Genomic DNA, 21,288 nt, shown 5'->3' with positions numbered 1-21,288 from the left:
GTTTTTCAAAATGGTGCCCAGGAGAGGACTTGAACCTCCACGACCTTGCGATCACTAGCACCTGAAGCTAGCGTGTCTACCAATTTCACCACCTGGGCATTTTGAGGCATAGATAGAGGCGCGCACTTTACTGCCGAGAGGCAAAATTGTCAATGGATTTTGCTACTGTTAGCAAGCTAATCCCGCTACAATGCAGGCGTTCACCCAAAAGAGACGACTGATGCCTCGATCCAAAAAACCAGCTTCCGATCCCTTCGCTAAACGCGAAGCCGCAAACTACGATAAACCAATCCCCAGTCGCGAGTTTATTCTTACTCATCTAAAAGAACGTGCCGGTCCAGCGACCCATGAGTTACTCTGCGTTGAGCTCGCTTTAGAGGACGAAGCTTCGATGGAAGCGTTGCGGCGACGCCTGAACGCCATGCAACGCGATGGCCAGTTGATGCAAAACCGGCGCGGGGCGTTCGGCTTGATTGATAAGATGAATTTGTTGAAGGGCCGGGTGCAGGGAATGAAAGACGGCTATGGCTTCTTTATTCCCGATGGCGGCGGCGATGATCTTTATATTAGTAGCCGCCAAATGAACAAGGTATTGGATGGCGACAGGGTGCTGGTGCGCCCCTCCGAGTTTGAGCACCGCGGCAAAAAAGAAGCGGTCATTGTAGAAGTGTTGGAGCGCGCTCACCAATATCTGGTCGGGCGCTACTTCAAAGACAATGGCGTTGGCTTTGTGGTACCGGAAAATCCACGTATTAACCAGGATATATTAGTGTCGGAGGACTCTCCCTGCAAAGCCCGCAAAGGCCAGATGGTGAGTGTTGAAATCACTGTCTATCCGAGCAAACGCAATAATGCAGTTGGGCGAGTGGTTGAGATTCTGGGTGAGCATATGGCTCCCGGTATGGAAATCGATGTGGCGTTGCGTACTCATTCAATTCCTTTTGAGTGGCCCCAAGAAGTTACCCAATCTTTGCAAAAGATTGACAAGCAAATCACAGCCTCGGAATTACAGCAGCGCATCGATCTGCGAAAACTTCCTTTTGTCACTATTGATGGTGAAGATGCGCGTGATTTTGACGATGCGGTTTATGCTAAAACTGATAAAAACGGCTGGTTGCTCTACGTTGCCATTGCGGATGTCTCCCACTACGTCACCCTAGGATCGCCCCTGGACCAGGAGGCGCACCTGCGCGGCACCTCGGTGTATTTCCCCGCTCAGGTGATCCCGATGTTGCCGGAGCTGCTCTCCAATGATCTGTGTTCATTAAATCCCCATGTCGATCGCCCGGTTATGGTCTGCGAGATGAAGCTCAATTCCCAGGGGGTGATGACCGACTATTGCTTTTTTGAAGGGGTGATTCAGTCGCAAGCACGGTTGACCTATACCAAAGTCAGCCAAATGCTCGAACATCAAGACAGTTCAGAAGGACAGCAACTACGAGACCAATATCAAACCGTAGTGCCCGCCCTGGAAACGCTATATAACCTATACAAAACCTTACGCGCAGCGCGCGAACTGCGTGGCGCGATAGATTTTGAAAGCGTGGAACAGCGCATTATCTTTGGTACGGAGCGTAAAATTGAGCGCATCGTCCCCGTGCAACGAAACGAAGCGCATAAGTTGATCGAAGAATGCATGCTCTGTGCTAATGTCGCCGCGGCTACCTTTTTACAGCAGCATAAGCTGCCTGGGTTGTATCGTATTCACGAGACCCCCAGCGCCGAAAAACTAGCCAAGCTCCGCGAATTCATCGGCGAATTGGGCCTAAGCCTGAGCGGTGCCGACAAACCCAGCGCTAAAGATTATCAAAATTTAGTGTTACAAATTACCGAGCGGCCAGATGCCCATCTGATCCAAACAGTGTTGTTGCGCTCGATGATGCAAGCAGTCTACAGCCCTGATAATGTGGGGCATTTTGGTCTCGCCTATGAAGCTTACGCACACTTCACCTCCCCCATTCGGCGCTATCCAGATTTGTTGGTGCATCGTGCGATTCGCTCCGTGATTCGCAGTAAAATGACCTCCTCCCATGTACGCCGGGTTGAAGGCGCAAAGGCAATTCAACGTGCCCGTATTTATCCCTATCAGCAACCGGACATGATTCATCTTGGCGAACACTGCTCACTTACTGAGCGGCGTGCCGACGAAGCCGTGCGTGATGTCGTGCTCTGGTTGAAATGCGAGTATATGCTCGATCATGTTGGCGATACCTTTGCTGGAGTCATCAGCGGCGTCACCGCCTTTGGTTTGTTTATCGAGCTGCAAGATATCTATGTGGAGGGCTTGCTGCATGTCAGCGCCCTGGATAACGACTACTATCATTTCGACCCTGCCAAACACCGACTCACTGGCGAGCGCACGCATTTTAGCTATCGCTTGGGCGATAGCATTGAGATCAGAGTAGCGCGCGTCGATCTCGACGAACGTAAAATTGATTTTGAACTATTACCCCAGGAAAAGAAAAATTCTGGTAAACCAAAAAAAGGCGGTAAACGCACCTCTAAAGGCAAGGGCTATAAAGGTAAACGCAAAGGTAATTAGCGGACTAACCAAAACCTATGACGAACGACCCCGAAACCAAGAGCCTAGTTTACGGCTTTCATCCAGTGCAAGCCTTGCTGCAACGCAGCCCGGAACGCATAGAACAATTATGGGTGCAAAATGACAAGTTTAATTCGCGCATTAGACAGCTATTAAAAGTCGCAAATCACAAACAAGTTCCCGTGCTCCAAGTCGAACGTGAAGAGCTGGATACTTTGGTGGATGGTAATCATCAGGGTGTTGCAGCACGTTGCGCTGCCCGCCAAGAGTTCGACGAAGGCTATCTGGAAGATTTGTTAGATAACCTAGAACTAGCGCCGCTATTGCTCGTATTAGATGGTGTTACCGACCCACATAACTTAGGCGCTTGCCTGCGCACAGCTGATGCGGCTGGCGTCAACGCCGTAATCGTTCCCAAGGACAATAGTGCTCCCATCACCTCCACCGTGAGTAAAGTTTCATCAGGGGCGGCGGAAACATTGCCCTTTGTTCGTGTTACTAACCTCGCCAGAACATTAAAATGGCTTCAGGCACGGGGGCTATGGATTACTGGCGCCGCCGTCGATGAAAGTGCACAAGTACTGTATTGCGCTGACCTCACCGGCCCCCGAGTACTGGTGATGGGCTCCGAGGGGAAAGGTATGCGCCGACTGACACGAGAAACTTGCGATGAGCTGGTCTATATCCCAATGGCGGGGGAGGTGAGCAGCCTCAATGTTTCTGTCGCCACTGGCGTATGCCTGTTCGAAGCGGTACGGCAAAGATCACAACCACAAAAGTAGCGCTTTCCCCGCCGCTTCTAATTAAAACAAATGATAAATTGTTTCAAGCGCTTGCATCTGGCTGGCTGGTTGTCTAGAATGCGCCGTTCTGAAAAATATACCCTATTAACTCCTTGCCTCACTAACCTTATGTTGGGAGGCTGCCTAATCCGTAAGGAGAGACAATGCGACACTACGAAGTAGTATTCCTCGTGCACCCTGACCAAAGTGATCAGGTGTCGGCCATGATTGACCGTTACACCTCTATCGTCAAGGACAGTGGCGGACAAGTTCACCGCCTGGAAGACTGGGGGCGAAGACAGCTTGCCTACCCCATCAATAAAATTCACAAGGCACATTATGTGCTGATGAATATCGAATGCAACACCGAAGCACTGAACGAACTAAACTATTCCTTCAGATTTAACGATGCAGTGATTCGCAATCTGGTTATCACCTGCAAAGAAGCTGTCACCGGCATTTCGCCAATCAAAGCCAATGAAAGCCGAGAAGACCGCTCCGAAACTAGGCATAAGCCTCGATCCGTCGAAGACAATAACGAGGACTCTATAGATTCCTCAGACAACGTAGAGACGGATGATGATGCAGAAGAGGAAGAAGGTTCCCTAGAAAAAAGCTAGGTTTTTCTTTTATCGAGCAGGTACTCTTTTATTTAGGTTGATACCAGACCCACAAGTTTCAGGAGAATTCAAATGGCCCGTTATTTTCGTCGCCGTAAGTACTGCCGCTTTACTGCGGAAGGCATTAAAGAAATAGATTACAAAGATTTAGAAACGTTAAAAGCATTTGTGACCGAGACCGGGAAAATTGTACCCAGTCGTATTACTGGCACTAATGCACGCTACCAGCGCCAGTTGGCAACCGCCATCAAGCGGGCAAGGTATCTCGCCCTGCTGCCATATACGGATGCGCACGAGTAGCAACCAAATATAGCCGTGCGTGCACTCGCTGAATACGCAATGCGTGGCCGCACTCAGGCCGTTACTGTTGCTACCCTAAGCGCCGCCGTACCTTTATTTTTTTGGCTAAGTGCTGGCATTGTTGCTCTGACGGTTCTGCGCAAAGGTGTCACAGAAGGATCTAATTTATTTTTGTGGGCGAGCTTCCCTACTATTGTTTGGGTCGTACTGCAAAAGGATCCAACACCGCTGATCGTCATCGCAGGCAGCGGACTACTAGCCATTGTGTTAAGAACGACGGTATCCTGGGCTTACACTCTGTTAGCGGGAGTATTGTTAGGAATAGGACTGAGCGCGTTGATGCCGATCCTGTTACCAGAAGTGGTAGCGGAAACTATTAAAATCAGCAAACAGGTATTAGCGGAGTTAGCCGCTGAAATCAGCGCCGAAACTGGGCGACATTTGGACGATTGGCTGTATCGCTTATTTGCTGGAATATTAGGCAGCGTCCATCTGTTTGCCATGACCGGTTGTTTGATACTTGCGCGTTGGTGGCAAGCATCACTGTACAATCCTGGTGGATTTCGGACCGAGTTTCACCAGCTAGTGTTGCCGAAGGTGATTGCGCTACCCATGATCTTGATCATGGTTTTCGGCGGCGGTATACATCCTATAGTTTTGGGTTGGATACCGGTGATGTCGGTGCCCTTTATTATTGCCGGGATTGCACTCGTGCATGGCGTTTTGGGTATTCGCAAACTGCCAGCACAATGGTTGCTGGCTTTTTATATTTTAGTGTTTTTTATGGGGCCATACCTTTATCCCTTATTAATTGTCATGGCCTTTTTAGACAGTATGCTGGATTTTCGGCAGCGTATTCGGCCTAGTGCTGAGTAGTTATTGCAACATTGAGCTCGCCTTAATCCAGCAAAGAGGCTTATAGAGGAAATCACGATGGAAGTTATATTGTTAGAAAAAGTTGGTAAATTGGGCAATCTGGGCGATAAAGTCGCAGTAAAATCAGGTTACGGCCGCAACTACCTTATCCCCTACGGGAAAGCAGTGTCTGCCACGGAGCAGAACTTGGCAGACTTCGAAACTCGTCGTGCCGAGCTTGAAAAAGCTGCTGCTGAAGCTAAAGCCTCTGCGGACTCACGCTCACAAGGGCTTGAAGGCAAGGAAATCGTTATCACTGCGAAAGCTGGTGAAGAAGGTAAACTCTTTGGTTCCGTCGGTACCAAAGATATTGCAGACGCAGTTTCAGCCGCTGGTAATTTGGTAGAAAAGCGTGAAGTTCGCATGCCAGAAGGTCCTATTCGACAGGTCGGCATGTACGACATCAACATACAGTTACATACTGATGTAATGGTCGCTGTAAAAATTATTGTTGAAGCAGAATAACGCTTAGCAACCTCTTTCTTTCGGAAAAGAGGTTGATAGTGACAGTCCTCCAGTTGACTATTCAGACTGGAGGATGTTCCCTATCTGCCATCAGGCACGCATTCAGTGCCCATCATTATTAGCTGTATGCCCCTATGCTCCCGTAAATACACTTCCGTAAAACAGCCGTCATAAATGCCGCTGCTTGAGGTGTTTTAGGCTTCACCCCTTTTTATCCAAAAGATTGCTTGTCGGGAGACATTAATGGACAATAAACCTTTAGCGGTTTTGCCTTTTTGTTGGCGCTGATCACTCAACCTTAAGTACAAGGTGACTCCATTTTCGTCATTCTTATCACCACCAAAAAGACAACTCCCCAAACCAACGTCATCCAATTAATGGCCCCTTAACAGCCGTATGACTAAACCAGCCCTAATCGACCGCGAAACCTCTGCGCTCAAACTGCCGCCTCATTCTATTGAGGCGGAACAGTCCGTGCTCGGTGGTCTGATGCTAGATAATAATGCCTGGGATGCCGTATCTGAGGTAGTGGTCGATAAGGACTTCTACCGGCAGGAACATCGGTTGATCTTTCGAATGATGTCCAAACTGGTCGAAAATACCAGCCCTCTGGATGTCATCACGCTCTCGGAGGCGCTCAGCAAAACCAATGAGCTTGAAGCTGTCGGTGGCCTCTCTTATTTGGGTGAGCTCGCCAAAAACACCCCCAGCGTTTCAAATATTAAAGCCTATGCGGACATCGTACGCGAACGCTCAATTTTACGTCAGTTAATTTCTGTCGCCAATGAAATTGCTGGAGATGCCTTCGATACTGGTGGCCGTAGTAGCACCGAAATATTGGATGATGCTGAGCGCAAGGTCTTCCAGATTGCTGAGGAGCGCCCCAATACTGTCGGACCAAAGGAAGTAAACCCTCTCTTAACGAAGGCCATTGAAAGGATCGACGAGCTCTACCATTCCGATAATGCCATTACCGGATTGAGCACTGGCTACAGCGATATAGACACTATGACTGCCGGTCTTCAGCCTTCAGATTTGATCATTATTGCAGGCCGCCCTTCGATGGGGAAAACTACTTTCGCGATGAATATCGTTGAACACGCGGTTATCCAAGGAGACAAACCGGTCATTGTTTTCAGCATGGAAATGCCAGGAGAGTCGCTCATTATGCGTATGCTTTCTTCTCTTGGCCGAATTGATCAAACCAAAATACGTACCGGCCAACTAGATGATGATGATTGGCCAAGACTCACTTCGGCTGTTAGCCTGCTCAAGGATAAAAAACTCTTTATTGACGACACGCCTTCATTGTCACCGACAGATGTACGTTCACGAGCCCGTCGTATTGCCAGAGAGCACGGCCAGCCTGCCCTTATCATGATCGATTATTTACAGTTGATGCAAGTTAAAGAACGGAGTGAAAACCGAGTTGGTGAAATTTCCGAAATATCCCGCTCTTTAAAAGCGTTAGCCAAGGAGCTGCATGTCCCGGTGGTTTCTTTATCACAGCTCAATCGAAGCCTGGAACAACGCCCCAATAAACGCCCGGTGATGTCCGACTTGCGCGAGTCAGGCTCGATTGAGCAGGACGCTGATGTTATCGCCTTTATCTATCGTGATGAAGTTTACAACGAAGATAGCCCAGATAAAGGTATCGCAGAAATCATCATTGGCAAACAACGTAATGGCCCCATCGGTACAAGGCGCCTAGCCTTTATTGGCAAATACACTCGCTTTGAAGATTTGGCACATGGCAATTATGATGAGTATTAGAAATACGCCCACACAACTCGTACACTAACTTACCCTAATTCAAATTTCCCTCGGATATGCATCTGTGACTCGAGCTACCCAGGCGCTCATTAATCTAGCGGCATTACGCCATAATTTTGAACTGGTTAAGCAGTACGCACCCAACCAGAAAATAATGCCCGTCATTAAGGCCAACGCCTATGGCCACGGCATGGTTCAGGTAGCACAGGCACTTGCTCAGGCCGATGCCTTCGCTGTCGCCATTATTGATGAGGCAGTTGAGCTACGCGAAGCTGGCATCCGCTCACCGATTACCGTACTTCACGGGGTAGCCAACCTTGAAGAGCTTAAACTGGCAGAACAGCTGCACTTAGACCTGGTGGTACACCAGCTTAACCAGATTAAATTGCTGGAAAGCATCACCTGCACGAAACCCTTTACCATTTGGCTCAAACTGGACTCCGGTATGCACCGTATCGGTATAACACCAGCACAGTTTCAAGCTGCCTACCAGAGGTTACATGCTTCACCCAATGTGACGCAGGTTCGTTTAATGAGTCACTTCGCCTGTGCTGACGATCCCGATAACCCCATGACAGACAAGCAATGCCAACTGTTTGACCAGCTCACCGGCGGTATAGATGCCACTAAGAGTTTAGCAAATTCAGCGGCTATCATGGCTTGGCCAACAACTCATAAAGATTGGGTCCGACCTGGTGTGATGCTTTTTGGCGCATCTCCACTACTTAATTGGCGCCAACACAATAGCGCATTAAAACCGGTAATGACGCTAAAATCGACCATTATTGCAATACAAGAATTGAACGTCGGCGAAACCGTTGGTTACGGGGCAAACTGGGTTACCAAGCGACCTAGCCGTATCGCAGTGGTCGCTATCGGTTACGGAGATGGCTATCCACGCGCTTTGCCGAACGGAGCCCCCATACTGTTAAACGGAAAAGTTGCAGGCATAGTTGGGCGCATATCAATGGATAGTTTTAGCATCGACATTACCGATTTCCCCGACACTCAGGTTGGGGCATCAGTTACGCTTTGGGGCCAGGGGTTAGCGGTAGAAAATATTGCCGAACTCGCAAATACTATTCCTTATGAACTGCTCTGCCAAATATCCCTGCGGGTACCTAGAGCCTACGTGGAAATTTAAAATTATTCTGCTATCCTCAGCATAATAGATTTAAAAATAATAATGCTGGAAGGGAGCCCTGTTTCGGGTCGTGTTTTTCAATACTTGCTCGGGTAGAGCATCAAGAAGGTACACTATGGTCAGCGCCGCTGAACTTGCTCAAAAATCTAGCCAACTATTTTCTTTACCTGATATTTATCTGAAGCTTTCAAGCATGATAAAAGACGGGCACTCCACCGTTGATCAAATGGCGGAGCTCATCTCATTAGATGCAGGCCTTGCTGCCAGACTACTGAAAATCGCTAACAGTCCGTTTTATAATTTTCCAGCACAAATTGAAACGATTCCCCGGGCCATTACCCTGATCGGCTCGAACGAACTAAGTAATTTGGTGCTAGCGACATCAGTGGCTTCATCCTTTGCGAATATCGACCCTAACTTGGTGGATATGGACAGTTTTTGGCGGCATAACGTCGATACCGGCTTAGTCATGCGGTTCTTAGGTAAAACCGCACAAGTAAGAGATGTCGAGCGTCTGTTCGTAATTGGCCTACTACATAATTTGGGCAAACTAATGGTGCTGGCAGGCGTACCGGACGCTGCGCGCCAAATTCTCGAAGTGACCGTGGAAGATTGTCCACAGCGACAGGAGCAAGCTGTGCTTGGTTTTACCTTCGCCGAATGCGGTGCCGAATTGCTTAAAATATGGCAACTGCCGGAGACACTGGTAGACGCAGTGCGCTATCAGCACGAACCGCAAAATGCACAAATCGATCTACAGGCTGCGGCCTTACTGCATATCGCTAGTCGCGCGGCAAGCTGGATGGAACAGGAAACCAAGAATACAGAGGGGGTCGATCACATTCAACTCATCGATCCTTGGGTATGGGGTTATACCGAGCTGAACTTGGAAGATATGGATGAAGCCATCGAGTTTGCTCAGATCGAAGCTTGGAATCTATTAGGCTTGATTAGTTCTTCACTACACTAGTACCAGCCAATCTTCGAGCATCTAGCGGCTCTTCCTCATCAAGAAACACCTAACTCATGTAGGATTGCAACAAGTGTCTCCAGCTTGCTTTCAGCAATAGCGCCGAACCCTTTGTACGACTCGTCAGTACTCTTAAACCAATACCAAAGCATATCGATATAAATATAGATCGCATAATTATTAAGAAAACGTTGGTGCGTAATCACATCCGTTGGACCACCCAGGTAATATCTCAACAGTTGCTGCAATTGCTCCTCATTGAACTTTAAATTGTGCACCACCACGGCTATATCAAAAAGCGGATCCCCCATTGCCGCATATTCCCAATCAATCAAAAATAGCTGCTTTCCGTTATCGATAATATTTCCTAATACCGGATCATTATGGCAGAGGCAGCGAGTAGTAAACTTCCTGGCAGATTCACGCATCAGCCTGTTCATGGTTTCCTCTAGCGCTTGGAAGCGTTGAGGAACTACTAAAAATTGGGCTTTAATGCCGCGGAGATAACGCTCCGTCACATCCGTTGGGATAAAGTATTTACCAATGCCGGGCAGCGCATGAACGCGCTTTAACAGTTGCGCAAGACGCTCAATATTCCGTTCCGTTTTCGCTTCTTCTACACACCAGTGATTACCTTCAAGATATTTGGTTACCAGTACTCCTTGACTGGGCGCACAATAAACGACCAACGGACCAAGTCCAGCCTGCTCAGCTATTCTTAGTGCAACTTGCTCATTCACACGATCCAAACCCATCGCTCGGCTATTACGGGCGTTTAAACGCAATATACAACGCTCAGCACCAGCCTGAACCAGAAAGCAATCGTTAGTTAAGCCGGCATCCAGCGGTTCTAGTACGAAGGGGGGAGTAGAGCAGTCAATGTGTTTCCAGTGCGGGTAGGTTTGAAGCGCTTGCTCCAGCTCTACGCGTGGTGCCTGATAATGCTCTTTCCCTGAGTTTGGTAGTGTCGTGTCCATGCGATTAGCCCGAAAATTACTATGACAATATAGACCATAAACAACAATGCGTACAAATAGAGTTGTCGATCGAGATATAAAAAAATCGATATACTGTCAATTGCTAACCAATAAATCCAGTTTTCAAGTACTTTTTTGGCTACCATGTAGGTGGTGACAATACTACCCCAGGTGGTGAAAGAATCCAGGTAGGGCCAGGCTGCTTGCGAGTTTTCTGTGAGTAAGTAGCCGGAAATTGCCGAACAGCCAAGCACCCCGGCAATCGCCATCAGATGTATAGGTAGCGACCAGGTACTAATAGATAGCTGACCCTGATGGCGAGCGCCATACTTCCACTGATACCACCCATACACAGCCATCATCAAATAATAAATTTGTAACGCCGACTCCATCAGTAAATTGACGTTCCAAAATATGTAAATGGATAATGCCGTGCCTAGAAATGCTGCATACCAACACAAGATTTTTTCCTTCATCGCCAGCAACAGATAAGCCACGCCCAAAGCAACAGCACTCAACTCCAATAATGACATAGCCTGCACTGCGGCATTTATTGCCGCCAGATCATCACTCATAACCGCTTGCGAGCCGGGTATCGCCGTGTAGGAATTTAGTTGCAAACACTACTTTACCGTAACGTTCAAAGGAGTATTTGATTGCTGCCTGAAGCAACGCCATTACCTGATCAAATTCACCAAATAACTGCGTACTCATGCTGTTAGTCTTCACTTCCACCGCATCGCTGCGATTGAGCATCTCAATAAAATCACTGATCGCCGGTAAAAACTCATCCCGCAAGGGGTACATACTGATTTCTACTGAAATTTGCATTCCCTACCTCAACACTAGTAACCGAGTGTTTGCGCAAACAACCACTCGGTATTTTAGAAAATTAAAAACGATATTTACCCGTCACCCCGAAAACCCGCGGCTCACCCAACTGCACATAGGTATGAGTGGCATAAAAATCACGCGGGTCATTACCAAAGCGGAAGCCACGTACGCCGTAGTCCTTGTCTAGCAGATTGCGACTCCACAAGGATAAATCAAAATGCTCTCCACGATACCCCAGGGTTAAATTAACCAATTCAAAAGCCTCTGACTTGGTGTCATGGCTGTTGGAATAGTAAAACTCATCTTTCCCCTCCACCTCTAACCGAGTAAAGAAGCGCTGTGTAAAATCCAATTGAGCTCCCAAATTAAACTGGTACTTCGGCGCATGCGCTTGCTCGCGACCTTTTTTGTTCACTAGGCCTAAGTCTACATCATCGACAAGAAAAGTATCTCCCAGCTCCGTTTCCAACAGCCCAACACTGACAAATAATTGTAGGCCTTCCGTTGCTTGCCAAGTCGTTTCAATTTCCAGCCCATAGTTTTCGCCCTGTTTAACGTTGTCGATATAACCGGCAAATTGCACCCCATCGACAACCCAGGCTTTGAGCTGCATATCGCTGCGATCCATACGGAATAACGACAGCCTTGTCTGTAGACGATCCTCGAAATAGCTGCCCTTCAAACCTAATTCAAAATTAAGCAGTGTTTCCGTATCAAATGCCAAGTGGTCTGTCAGAAAATTAACCAGGGTCGGCGTCCAACCACGCAATAAGGCCTTACCTAAAGCGTTGCCATTAACTGAGCCTGCCTTATAACCTCTCGACACCAACGCATAGAGCATACTATTGTCATTGAGTTGATACTCCAGACTGATTTGCCCCCCCCAGAGATCTTCATCAGGAGTGCTGTTAATACCAATATTATCCTGATAGTCATGCTCAAACTGCTCCACACGCGCCCCGACCTTCAAAATCAAATTGTCCGCCAATTGTGATTCTAGCTCACCATAGAGCGCCAGCGTTTGCATTTCAGAATCACTTTCAAACAGCGGTACATCACCATAGGTATAGGCTCTTTCAAGTTGTTCTTCCTGATCCTCAAAATAGAGCCCAATCACCCAGCTAGTTGAACCATTGAAGATTGAGCTTGACTCCTGTGACAGCAACCGTAAGTCAAAACTCAACTGATCACGGTCGCGCACATAGTTATCCACCGAATGATATTCCCAGGGATGAATGCCGACAAAGCTCCAATCTTCATCGTAACCGTATTTCAGATCGGAGTCCTGGTAGGCCAGCACCGTTTCCAGTGTGACACCTGCCTGCATTTCCCAAACGGCCTTGATTGAAACAGCCGTGCTTTCTTGGCAGTCTTCGCCTGGCTCATCCGATAAGGTATTACGGTTATTATCTAATGAGAAGGCATCGTAGCCGTTATCGATATCAGCATAAAACAGTGACAAATCAAAGCTGATGTTATCCGTTGCCAGCCAGCGTAATTTACCACGCACCGTCAGCTCGTCCCGGTTGTTGGTATCCTCTTTGTTGAGATATTTATTGTCGATAAACCCATCACTTTGATATTGCTGAATCGCAACCCTTCCGAGCAAAGTTTCAGTTAGTGGACCACTGATAACTGCCCCAGTACTCCAAGTATCATAATTTGCCGCACTCCCTTCCAACACTCCCTCAAATGTCTCGGTGGGTTGATTTGACGTTAAATAAACCAGCCCCGCCAAGGCATTATTACCAAAGCGCGTGCCTTGCGGACCACGTAGTATTTCGACTTGCTTGATATCAAACAGAGTACCCGCATTGCCAATACCACTGAAATCCATATCGTCAATCATCACACCAACTGATGGATTGACCGGATCCACAAACTGACTGCGTTCACCGATCCCGCGCAATTGAATGTAGCGGCCACGGGAAGCACCAGCAGCATAATTAACGTTGGGTGCGGCGTTGAGTATTTCATCAAAATGTCGCGCATTCCGAGCGGCGATAGTCTCACTGGACACAACACTCAAACTGGCGGGAATTTGCATCAACTTGACATCGCGGAAATCCGCATTGACGATAATTTCTTCGATAGCGCCATCCGCTAGGGCCAGCGCAGGCAGAAAGGCTGCAGGCAAGAGCAGCTTAGTTCTCAATAAAGGTTTAAGTTTCATCTCTGTGTCTCCTTAAAATTGCTAAAAGAGACCCGGAGTGCGAAGCGCAGAATGTATCTATTGAAAAGATCCCTATCCCTACGCCGGCATTAACCGGATCAGGTTCAAAGGGTTTATGTCGCACTCAAACGCTTACGCTTTTGCTGACGACAAATCTCAGGCTGGAAGCCACCCCTAGGACTGTTTGTTTATCTTACGTCGATACGCAAGATAAACGAGCGCATGCTAATATTTTTTGCGCAACCCGCATTATCAGCGATAGCACACCATTAAGTAAATAATCAAATGTATTAAAATTTTGGCTTTCTATGGTCTTAACTTGCGCCAAGTAGCCGATCCTGATCTTTACGCTGGACATCTGGAAAGTGGACTTATATTCTTCCTTCACACCCTTTTTTCGGGCCAGGATTAGACTCTAATCACCCTTTTTGCGAATTTTTATCGGAAATCTAATGACCAGTAAAACACAAACGATCTATTACACATTGACTGATGAAGCGCCATCTCTCGCAACCTGTTCACTACTTCCTATCGTGAGGAAGTTTACATCTGCCGCTGGCATCGAAATAAAATTGAGTGACATTTCTCTGGCCAGCAGAATCCTTTCGCTCTTTCCTGAAAGATTGACTGAGGATCAGAAAGTAGCTGATGGTCTCGCTTTTTTAGGTGCGCTAACTCAGGATCCAGATGCAAACATCATCAAGCTGCCCAATATCAGCGCTTCTATTCCGCAGCTGAAAGACTGTATAGCCGAGTTACAATCACAGGGCTACAACATTCCCGATTATCCGGAAGCACCCAGCAGCGAAACTGACCTGGAGATTCAAGCAAGATACGCCAAAGCGCTCGGTAGTGCGGTAAATCCGGTTTTACGTGAAGGTAATTCGGATCGCCGCGCTCCAGCAGCAGTCAAAGATTATGTCCGCAAATTCCCCCACTCGATGGGCAAGTGGCGAAAATCCTCCTCTTCTCATGCTGATTACATGCGCGGAGGTGATTTCTTTTCCAGCGAAAAGTCCATCACCATGGAGCAAGCGACCGATGTTCGCATTGAGTTCGTTGCTAAAGATGGCACCATAGAACTAAAAAAAGAATTATCTCTGGAGCAGGGCGAAATCCTCGATGCCATGTTTATGAGCAGCAAAGCACTACGACGATTCTTCGAGGAAACCCTGGAGGACGCCAAAGAGTCCGGGGTGATGTGGTCTTTGCATGTAAAAGCAACCATGATGAAAGTATCCCACCCCATAGTATTTGGCCATGCGGTAACTGTTTTCTACAAAGACATATTTAAAAAATATGGCGAGCTATTCGCCGAACTAGGCGTAAATCCAAACAATGGTTTGAGCAGTGTTTATGACAAAATCGCTAGCCTACCCCGATCAAAGCGCGAAGAGATTGAAGCCGATATTCAAGCAGTTTATGCCTCTCGCCCAGAAATGGCGATGGTTGACTCGGTAAAGGGCATCTCCAATCTACATGTACCCAGTGACGTTATTGTCGATGCCTCAATGCCTGCTATGATTCGCAGTTCAGGCCAAATGTGGGGGCCGGATGGCAAACTCAAAGACACCAAAGCCGTCATGCCAGAAAGCACCTACGCACGTATTTATCAGGAGGTGATTAACTTCTGCAAGACCAACGGCGCGTTTGACCCAACCACTATGGGCAGCGTACCTAACGTGGGCTTAATGGCAAAAAAAGCGGAAGAGTACGGTTCCCACGACAAGACCTTCGAAATTAAGCAAGATGGCACGATGCGTATCGTTGATAGCACCGGCAAGGTTTTGATGCAACACGAGGTGGAAAAGGGTGATATATGGCGCGCCTGCCAGACCAAGGATGAACCCGTACGTGATTGGGTTAAACTCGCAGTCAGTCGTGCGCGTTTGTCCGACACTCCCGCCGTATTTTGGCTCGATGCAGAGCGGGCCCATGACATGGAACTGGCGAAGAAGGTGAAAGAATACCTCAAAACTCATGATACTGAGGGCCTGGATATTCATATCATGTCCTACGACTACGCCATTCGCTATTCAATGGAGCGTTTGATCCGCGGCAAGAACACCATTTCCGTTACTGGTAATGTTCTACGTGACTATCTAACCGACCTATTCCCAATTTTGGAGTTAGGCACCTCTGCGAAAATGCTCTCCATTGTGCCAATGTTGGCGGGTGGCGGCATGTATGAGACCGGCGCGGGCGGCTCCGCTCCGAAACACGTGCAGCAGGTTGAAGAAGAAAACCATTTGCGCTGGGACTCCTTGGGTGAGTTTTTAGCGCTAGCTGTTTCCCTGGAAGATATGGGAATGAAGCAGAATAACCCCAGAGCAAAAATCCTAGCCAAAACCCTGGACACCGCTACCGGAAAATTACTCACCAATAACAAATCGCCATCTCGCAAGACTGGTGAATTGGATAATCGTGGCAGCCACTTTTATCTGGGCATGTATTGGGCTCAGGAGTTAGCAACTCAAACCGACGATTCGGAACTTGCCGCTCAATTTGCTCCCTTCGCAAAAGAGCTCGCTGAAAATGAAGAACAGATTATCCGGGAGTTAAGTGAAGCTCAGGGCCACCCGGCTGAATTAGGCGGCTACTACCACGCGAAAAGAGAGACGGTTAAAAAGGTGATGCGCCCTAGCGCTACCTTGAACGCGATATTGAATGAGGCATTAATTCAGTAGCACTATGGGCAGGTGATGGTCGCTTAGTTATTCCAACGATCATCGCCTGATGCCATAGCTATTCTTCCAGCTTGATATCCACCATCAACTCATTCGCCAAATTTTCCAGCTCATCTTGTACAGCACTGAGCGAGGTGGTGGATGGCACCAATAAGCGGGCATTGGCAATAAAGAGGCTCTCACCTGACATCGATGCATCCTGACATTCGGTGTCCAACTCTTCGACATTAATATGATGCTTCGCCAATATCCGGGTAATATCCCGCACAATCCCAGGGCGGTCCTGACCTACTAATTCCAGAGAAAACTCGCGCGCACCTTCAGGTCGTGGTAACGCCGTAGTTCGCTCCACCACAATCTGCAGTCCGGTTAAGCTCAATGATTTTAGGTCAGCAATCAAATCATCCACTTGGCCATCCGGTACATTTGCCATCAAAATTCCAGCAAACTTTCCAGCCAATGACAGCATACTGCTCTCTGTCCAATTACCACCGTGTGACGCCAAGGTTTGCGATAAGGTTTCTACTATGCCCGGGCGGTCATTGGTGATCACAGTTAATACGATGGACGTCGACATAGGCAGATACGCTTGGTTAGGGTGTCTCAATTAGCAGGCTTCTTGGTTACCCATTATAAATAGAGCCTTGTTAATTTACCATCATCCCTGCGTATTCGGTTTACCTCAACAAGTATTTAATCAGATGACAAAATCGCTGGAAATTTTATCTGCCTCTGGAACGTAATACCATTCCGCCAAACCAACTGCTCAGGTCTCTGGCAAACTTGACTTGACCAAGGGCAATCACAACAGCCCCGGTCAAAATGCCCGGCAACCCTTCATAAACCGCATGATGCCAACCCATATACCGCCAAAATAGCGCGACAGATAAGCCCAAAATGGCTGCCGCAATGCTCAATCCCTGTCCAGGCTTCCAGCCCACACAAAGGGCTAAGAGCAATGGTGCGAAGGCACTAGCAAGCCCAGACCAGGACATAATCACCAAGCTAAAAACACTTTGATTATTGGTTAGCGCCAATAGTAACGCACAGCCGGTAATGGCAATGGTGGTGAGTTTAATCAAGAGAGGTCGTTCAATGTTCTTCGGTAATAAATCATGGGTAACGGCAGCAGAGCAACTCAACACCAGTGAATCTGCAGTAGACATAGTCGCGGCGAAGATTCCTGCCAGAATCAGCCCAACCAATATCGGCGGCAGTAGTTCAAGCGCCATTGTGGGTAAGGCAAGTTCTGCATCAAAACTGCCAGTATCCACCAAATACAGACGCGACAGCAGACCAACGCCGGTTGCCAGACAGTAGAATCCAGAAAACCATAAGTAATACCAAATGCGTGCTTTGCGCATATTATTGTCATCATCAAGCGCCATAAAACGAACCATCACATGCGGCTGTCCGATAACTGATAATCCTGCAAATAACCAGCTGACAGCAAACAACACTCCTCCGGCCACCCCTGGCAGTGCTAAATCTTTAGGGAACCAATCAAGAAAACCATCCACTTTTCCCATGCTGACAATAACACTATCAACGCCACCTAGTGCCACTACGCTAACAACTAACAATAGCGCCATAGCGATAAGCATCACACCCGATTGCGCAGCATCAGTCCAGATGGAAGCCCGAATACCACCCGCGAAACAGTAAAGCGCAACCATTATTGCCCCAATGACCGCCCCGGCCCAAAGCGGCCAATTGAACAACACATGCAGCGCTTTACCACCCGCAATCAACTGCGCACCGGCATAGGCCATCAAAAAAATCAAAGAAATAATCCCGATGAGGCGCTGAAGCTTATCGTGATTTCCTCCATACCAATGACTAAGCACACCGGCATAACTGACTTCCCCGCTACTGGCCGTTGCTTGGCGCAGGCGTGAGTGAACAAACAACGATGCTAAAAAATCACCAACAATCCACCCTATCATCAACCAAATTGAAGCTAGCCCGGTCGCATAGGTATAACCGATAACCCCGATAAACATGTAGCCGCTATTGTTGGTCGCCACCGCAGATAAACCAACCAGCCACGGCTGAACAGTGCTATCCGCAAGATAATAATCATGCCGAGTTCCCCGACTTTTAAAAATTGACGATAGACCAATCGTCGTAAACATCAGCATGAACCCAAGAAAGGAAAAGATAATCTGTATCGAGGCGGATTTATCTATCATAGACTTAACCTTGAGTTCGGATTGGGCTAGGTTTTTTGATTTGTTAGTTTGGCGTCATTTGAACCAAATTTATCAAATAGTGGCTGTATAGCTTTAACGGCAGTAATACCTTTCTTGCCCCTGTTTTTCAGCAGGCAAGGGTGTTTGATGCAATGACAATCCATCGAACAATCTGGTCTGATCACGCAAGGCAAATCGCTTTTCCGTGTTCGTGCACCTCAACCAGACATTGATGAAGACTTTTAATCGCTAGCTCATAATCATTTTCGTCGACGACAAATTGCATATCTACCTGCCGCATAGACTGATGCATGGCTTGCACATTAATTTTCTGTTCAGCCAAAGCAGTAACCGCCTGGGCGAGAATTCCTGTCACCTGCATATCACTGCCGATAGCCGAGACGATAGCCGACTTTCGCTGATTAAGCTCAGCATCGGGATAGATTTCTTCCAGCACTTTTTGTAATCGTTTCATGGTTTTCAAGTTAGTCGAAAGGTAGTGCGTAATCGTATTGGCATTAATATCTTTCGCCAAAAGATGCACTTTAAAACGACGCAATACCGCTAAAATTTCACGGTCATAAAGATCGATTTGTCCGACCATATCCTGATCAAACAGCTCCAAGGCATAGACGCCCTTGCACCCGGCTATGATTTCAACACAGGGACTATTACTCACATAATCGGAGGTAATTAACGTGCCGGCATGCTCAGGCTCAAAGGTGCTCTTAACTCTCAGTGGAATATTATTCTGCCGCAATCCTTTCGCTGCTTTCGGGTGAATGGCCTCCATTCCAAGATTAGCCAGTTGATCGGCCACATCGTAATTGGTACGCCCGATCGGCACCGCATTCTTTTCTCCCACTAGCCGGGGATCAGCACTGCTCAGGTGAAACTCCTTGTGGATGACCGCTTCCGCAGCACCGGTGAGCACGGCAATTCGACTAAAGGTCATTTCGCTATAACCACGATTGAAGCTTGTCATCAGGCCTTCTTTACAATGTGTATATCCGGTCACAATAGGAAGCTGTTTTGATAAATCAATCTCCCTAAATGCCTCCTGAATACGCTCATCTAATGAGATGTGGCGATCTGAATTCCAGCCACTTAAATCGACAAAACAGGCATTGATCCCGTCACGCTGTAACAATATCGCGGTGTTCCAGGCACTATGAACCTCGCCAATACTCGCCAGCAGCTCTCTGACGGTTCCTAAGTGCTGGTTTAAAGAAAAATGGCCATGGCCACACAGTCGTTGCAAATTGTCTAAACAGGCTTCGGCGGCATCAAGACGCTCACCAATAAATTGGTTAGCACGTTGCAATGCCATTTCATCGTGAAATAAACCGGCATTAATAGCCTGGAATTTCTCCCTTAACTTTTGTAAAGCAACAAGCCAACTTTCATCCTTCTCACTACCCGCGAACAGGGCATAAAGTCCAGGCTGACCTGATTTTTTATGCTCCAATAATGCATCGGTGATACCGGCATAGGCAGATACCACAAATATTCTCTGATAGTTGGTGTTTTTCCGAGTAGGTTTAAGCACAATATTATCGCGCACAGCCCGATAGTTACTCATCGAGGTGCCGCCAATTTTTTCTACACTATGACAATTCATACATTCCCTTCTATTATTCCGCGCAACCAATGCACAAGCGCGTCACAGGCACTGCCTGGAGGCGGGCGATAGGAATGACACAGCCACACTCGCTACAAAAACCCGCTTCCTCGGTATCAAGCCATTGCAAATTTTCTTTTAATTGCGCCAGTTCTAAGTGTTCACTATCGGTAACTTGGGAATTGACGGCTGAGGTTATTTTTATATCCATCGTTGCTGATTCATCATCCGATTGACTAACCAGTTTTTGTTGGCTGTGCTTTAAATCCGCTAGTTGCACCTCCAAATTGGTAATACGAGCGCAAATTTGTCGTTTGAGCGCATTACTCTCTCGGCTATTCATGGCCAGCCTCATCAATAGTTTTTGTCACGACGTCAATATGTTTTCGACTGCAAATATATTCCGGACGAGGTGGTTGATCGCAGTAAGGTTCCGTCACGCGATTACTGATGGCGTTATATACAAAAAAGGCGTTTGAGCGTGGATAAGGTGTAATATTACCGTTCGAGCCATGCATAATATTGCAGTCGAAAACAATGACGCTACCGGGCTTCCCTGTTGCCGCGACAATACCACCTGAGGCGGCAAGTTGACTTAGGCTTTTATCGTCTGGTATGCCGTACTCCTGTTTCTTCAGCGAGGCTTTAAAATGCTGTTTGGGTGTTTCACCTTCACAGACCACGTACTTTTTATGGGAACCGGGGATCAGCATTAACGGGCCATTATTTTCATCGTTTTCGGTCAACGTGATGGACATACTTAAGGCGCGCATCGCGGGCATACCATCTTCTACATGCCAGGTTTCAAAGTCCGAATGCCAATAAAACTCCTTACCGCGAAATCCCGGTTTGTAATTAAGGCGCGATTGATGGATATATATTTGATCATTGAGTAAATATTCAGCCAACCCCAGCAACCGAATATCCCTCGAGAGTTTATTGAAGAGAGGGCTGACTTCATGCACCCTGAACACAGAGCGTACTTCACCACTGTCTGACTCAGTGATCGTCTCTCCTGACGCTTTGACCGCCTCATCTTTTCTAAGTCGATCGAGCTCTTCCTGAAAAGCACTGACTTCTTCAGGAGTAAAAACATTTTCCAAAACAATAAAGCCCTGGTCGTTATATTGCTCAACGAGGCTTTTATCAATGGGCGCTGGTTTTGTTTCTGGCGCATAAACGGTAGGGTCCCGGCGGTCGAGAAGTTGAGCCTTCTGTACACCTCGGGAAGGGTAGCGATCACTTGGCTTACTATACCGATTTTCTGCTGTAGCGGTCATCACTGTCATTTCT

General features: G+C 47.6%; 20 protein-coding genes, 1 tRNA gene and 1 riboswitch. Of the genes, 10 read left to right on the top strand and 11 right to left on the bottom strand.

The window, feature by feature from the left end:
- Positions 1–11: 11 nt before the first annotated feature.
- Positions 12–98, bottom strand: a tRNA-Leu gene (locus tag H6995_15935).
- Positions 99–220: 122 nt separating this feature from the next.
- Here H6995_15935 and rnr point away from each other — a divergent pair.
- The 6 genes from rnr (at position 221) to rplI (ending at position 5,624) form a co-directional block, all read left to right on the top strand.
- The gene (rnr, locus tag H6995_15930; protein ID MCP5216493.1) at positions 221–2,542 is read left to right on the top strand and encodes a ribonuclease R; all 2,322 of its coding nucleotides are present in this window, start codon (positions 221–223) and stop codon (positions 2,540–2,542) included.
- Positions 2,543–2,559: 17 nt separating this feature from the next.
- Positions 2,560–3,324, top strand: coding sequence for a 23S rRNA (guanosine(2251)-2'-O)-methyltransferase RlmB (gene rlmB, locus H6995_15925; GenBank protein MCP5216492.1), 765 nt, complete (start codon positions 2,560–2,562; stop codon positions 3,322–3,324).
- 164 nt (positions 3,325–3,488) lie between these two features.
- Positions 3,489–3,944, top strand: coding sequence for a 30S ribosomal protein S6 (gene rpsF / locus H6995_15920; GenBank protein ID MCP5216491.1), 456 nt, complete (start codon positions 3,489–3,491; stop codon positions 3,942–3,944).
- 72 nt (positions 3,945–4,016) lie between these two features.
- The gene (gene rpsR, locus H6995_15915; protein MCP5216490.1) at positions 4,017–4,244 is read left to right on the top strand and encodes a 30S ribosomal protein S18; all 228 of its coding nucleotides are present in this window, start codon (positions 4,017–4,019) and stop codon (positions 4,242–4,244) included.
- A 15-nt stretch (positions 4,245–4,259) separates the two neighbouring features.
- Positions 4,260–5,120 (top strand): hypothetical protein, encoded by an 861-nt coding sequence (locus tag H6995_15910; GenBank protein MCP5216489.1) that lies wholly within the window; start codon positions 4,260–4,262, stop codon positions 5,118–5,120.
- Positions 5,121–5,177: 57 nt separating this feature from the next.
- Positions 5,178–5,624 (top strand): 50S ribosomal protein L9, encoded by a 447-nt coding sequence (rplI, locus tag H6995_15905; protein MCP5216488.1) that lies wholly within the window; start codon positions 5,178–5,180, stop codon positions 5,622–5,624.
- A 194-nt stretch (positions 5,625–5,818) separates the two neighbouring features.
- On the opposite strand, the gene H6995_15900 is transcribed toward rplI, so the two are convergent.
- Complete coding sequence (locus H6995_15900) at positions 5,819–5,998, bottom strand: hypothetical protein (GenBank protein ID MCP5216487.1); 180 nt, start codon at positions 5,996–5,998, stop codon at positions 5,819–5,821.
- A gap of 22 nt (positions 5,999–6,020) precedes the next feature.
- Between H6995_15900 and dnaB the strand changes: the two genes are divergently transcribed.
- From dnaB to H6995_15885, 3 genes are all read left to right on the top strand, one after another.
- Positions 6,021–7,397 (top strand): replicative DNA helicase, encoded by a 1,377-nt coding sequence (gene dnaB, locus H6995_15895; GenBank protein MCP5216486.1) that lies wholly within the window; start codon positions 6,021–6,023, stop codon positions 7,395–7,397.
- Positions 7,398–7,461: 64 nt separating this feature from the next.
- Positions 7,462–8,541 carry an alanine racemase gene (gene alr, locus H6995_15890; protein ID MCP5216485.1) on the top strand — a complete coding sequence of 360 codons (1,080 nt, stop codon included), beginning with the start codon at positions 7,462–7,464 and terminating at the stop codon, positions 8,539–8,541.
- Between the two features lie 193 nt (positions 8,542–8,734).
- On the top strand, positions 8,735–9,511 hold the full coding sequence (locus H6995_15885; GenBank protein ID MCP5216484.1) for an HDOD domain-containing protein: 777 nt from the start codon (positions 8,735–8,737) through the stop codon (positions 9,509–9,511).
- A gap of 38 nt (positions 9,512–9,549) precedes the next feature.
- Here the strand turns inward: H6995_15885 and H6995_15880 are convergent, their stop codons facing one another.
- The 4 genes from H6995_15880 to H6995_15865 all read right to left on the bottom strand — a co-directional run bounded on the left by H6995_15880 (position 9,550) and on the right by H6995_15865 (position 13,495).
- Positions 9,550–10,488 (bottom strand): phosphotransferase family protein, encoded by a 939-nt coding sequence (locus H6995_15880; protein ID MCP5216483.1) that lies wholly within the window; start codon positions 10,486–10,488, stop codon positions 9,550–9,552.
- Entirely contained in the window at positions 10,434–11,063 is a 630-nt protein-coding gene (locus tag H6995_15875; GenBank protein ID MCP5216482.1) for a nicotinamide mononucleotide transporter, read from the bottom strand. Before H6995_15875 ends, H6995_15880 begins: the two co-directional genes overlap by 55 nt.
- Complete coding sequence (locus tag H6995_15870; protein MCP5216481.1) at positions 11,056–11,319, bottom strand: thiamine-binding protein; 264 nt, start codon at positions 11,317–11,319, stop codon at positions 11,056–11,058. Before H6995_15870 ends, H6995_15875 begins: the two co-directional genes overlap by 8 nt.
- A gap of 61 nt (positions 11,320–11,380) precedes the next feature.
- A complete protein-coding gene (locus H6995_15865; GenBank protein MCP5216480.1) occupies positions 11,381–13,495 on the bottom strand; it encodes a TonB-dependent receptor in 2,115 nt (704 codons plus the stop codon).
- Positions 13,496–13,552: 57 nt separating this feature from the next.
- A riboswitch (TPP riboswitch) is annotated at positions 13,553–13,681 on the bottom strand.
- 266 nt (positions 13,682–13,947) lie between these two features.
- Here H6995_15865 and H6995_15860 point away from each other — a divergent pair.
- Positions 13,948–16,182 carry an NADP-dependent isocitrate dehydrogenase gene (locus H6995_15860; GenBank protein MCP5216479.1) on the top strand — a complete coding sequence of 745 codons (2,235 nt, stop codon included), beginning with the start codon at positions 13,948–13,950 and terminating at the stop codon, positions 16,180–16,182.
- Between the two features lie 58 nt (positions 16,183–16,240).
- On the opposite strand, the gene H6995_15855 is transcribed toward H6995_15860, so the two are convergent.
- The 5 genes from H6995_15855 to thpD form a co-directional block, all read right to left on the bottom strand.
- Positions 16,241–16,759 (bottom strand): ACT domain-containing protein, encoded by a 519-nt coding sequence (locus tag H6995_15855; GenBank protein MCP5216478.1) that lies wholly within the window; start codon positions 16,757–16,759, stop codon positions 16,241–16,243.
- A 145-nt stretch (positions 16,760–16,904) separates the two neighbouring features.
- Complete coding sequence (locus tag H6995_15850; protein MCP5216477.1) at positions 16,905–18,347, bottom strand: sodium/proline symporter; 1,443 nt, start codon at positions 18,345–18,347, stop codon at positions 16,905–16,907.
- Positions 18,348–18,555: 208 nt separating this feature from the next.
- On the bottom strand, positions 18,556–19,995 hold the full coding sequence (locus H6995_15845) for an aspartate kinase (protein ID MCP5216476.1): 1,440 nt from the start codon (positions 19,993–19,995) through the stop codon (positions 18,556–18,558).
- Between the two features lie 13 nt (positions 19,996–20,008).
- Positions 20,009–20,338: a TraR/DksA C4-type zinc finger protein gene (locus H6995_15840; GenBank protein ID MCP5216475.1), complete on the bottom strand. Its 330-nt coding sequence runs from the start codon at positions 20,336–20,338 to the stop codon at positions 20,009–20,011.
- Entirely contained in the window at positions 20,331–21,275 is a 945-nt protein-coding gene (gene thpD, locus H6995_15835) for an ectoine hydroxylase (GenBank protein ID MCP5216474.1), read from the bottom strand. The genes H6995_15840 and thpD overlap by 8 nt, the downstream gene beginning before the upstream one ends.
- Positions 21,276–21,288: the final 13 nt, after the last annotated feature.

The sequence above is a fragment of the Pseudomonadales bacterium genome, from assembly GCA_024234615.1.
In the GTDB taxonomy this organism is placed as follows: Bacteria; Pseudomonadota; Gammaproteobacteria; order Pseudomonadales; family IMCC2047; genus JAJFKB01.
Note: the sequence above shows the minus strand (reverse complement) of the source record. Positions and strands in the feature narration are given on the sequence as shown.

Coding starts and splice junctions, on each gene's coding strand:
- rnr (MCP5216493.1), top strand. CDS start 221: ATGCCTCGATCCAAAAAACCAGCTTCCGATCCCTTCGCTAAACGCGAA.
- rlmB (MCP5216492.1), top strand. CDS start 2,560: ATGACGAACGACCCCGAAACCAAGAGCCTAGTTTACGGCTTTCATCCA.
- rpsF (MCP5216491.1), top strand. CDS start 3,489: ATGCGACACTACGAAGTAGTATTCCTCGTGCACCCTGACCAAAGTGAT.
- rpsR (MCP5216490.1), top strand. CDS start 4,017: ATGGCCCGTTATTTTCGTCGCCGTAAGTACTGCCGCTTTACTGCGGAA.
- rplI (MCP5216488.1), top strand. CDS start 5,178: ATGGAAGTTATATTGTTAGAAAAAGTTGGTAAATTGGGCAATCTGGGC.
- dnaB (MCP5216486.1), top strand. CDS start 6,021: ATGACTAAACCAGCCCTAATCGACCGCGAAACCTCTGCGCTCAAACTG.
- H6995_15885 (MCP5216484.1), top strand. CDS start 8,735: ATGATAAAAGACGGGCACTCCACCGTTGATCAAATGGCGGAGCTCATC.
- H6995_15880 (MCP5216483.1), bottom strand. CDS start 10,488: ATGGACACGACACTACCAAACTCAGGGAAAGAGCATTATCAGGCACCA.
- H6995_15875 (MCP5216482.1), bottom strand. CDS start 11,063: ATGAGTGATGATCTGGCGGCAATAAATGCCGCAGTGCAGGCTATGTCA.
- H6995_15870 (MCP5216481.1), bottom strand. CDS start 11,319: ATGCAAATTTCAGTAGAAATCAGTATGTACCCCTTGCGGGATGAGTTT.
- H6995_15865 (MCP5216480.1), bottom strand. CDS start 13,495: ATGAAACTTAAACCTTTATTGAGAACTAAGCTGCTCTTGCCTGCAGCC.
- H6995_15860 (MCP5216479.1), top strand. CDS start 13,948: ATGACCAGTAAAACACAAACGATCTATTACACATTGACTGATGAAGCG.
- H6995_15855 (MCP5216478.1), bottom strand. CDS start 16,759: ATGTCGACGTCCATCGTATTAACTGTGATCACCAATGACCGCCCGGGC.
- H6995_15845 (MCP5216476.1), bottom strand. CDS start 19,995: ATGAATTGTCATAGTGTAGAAAAAATTGGCGGCACCTCGATGAGTAAC.
- H6995_15840 (MCP5216475.1), bottom strand. CDS start 20,338: ATGAATAGCCGAGAGAGTAATGCGCTCAAACGACAAATTTGCGCTCGT.
- thpD (MCP5216474.1), bottom strand. CDS start 21,275: ATGACCGCTACAGCAGAAAATCGGTATAGTAAGCCAAGTGATCGCTAC.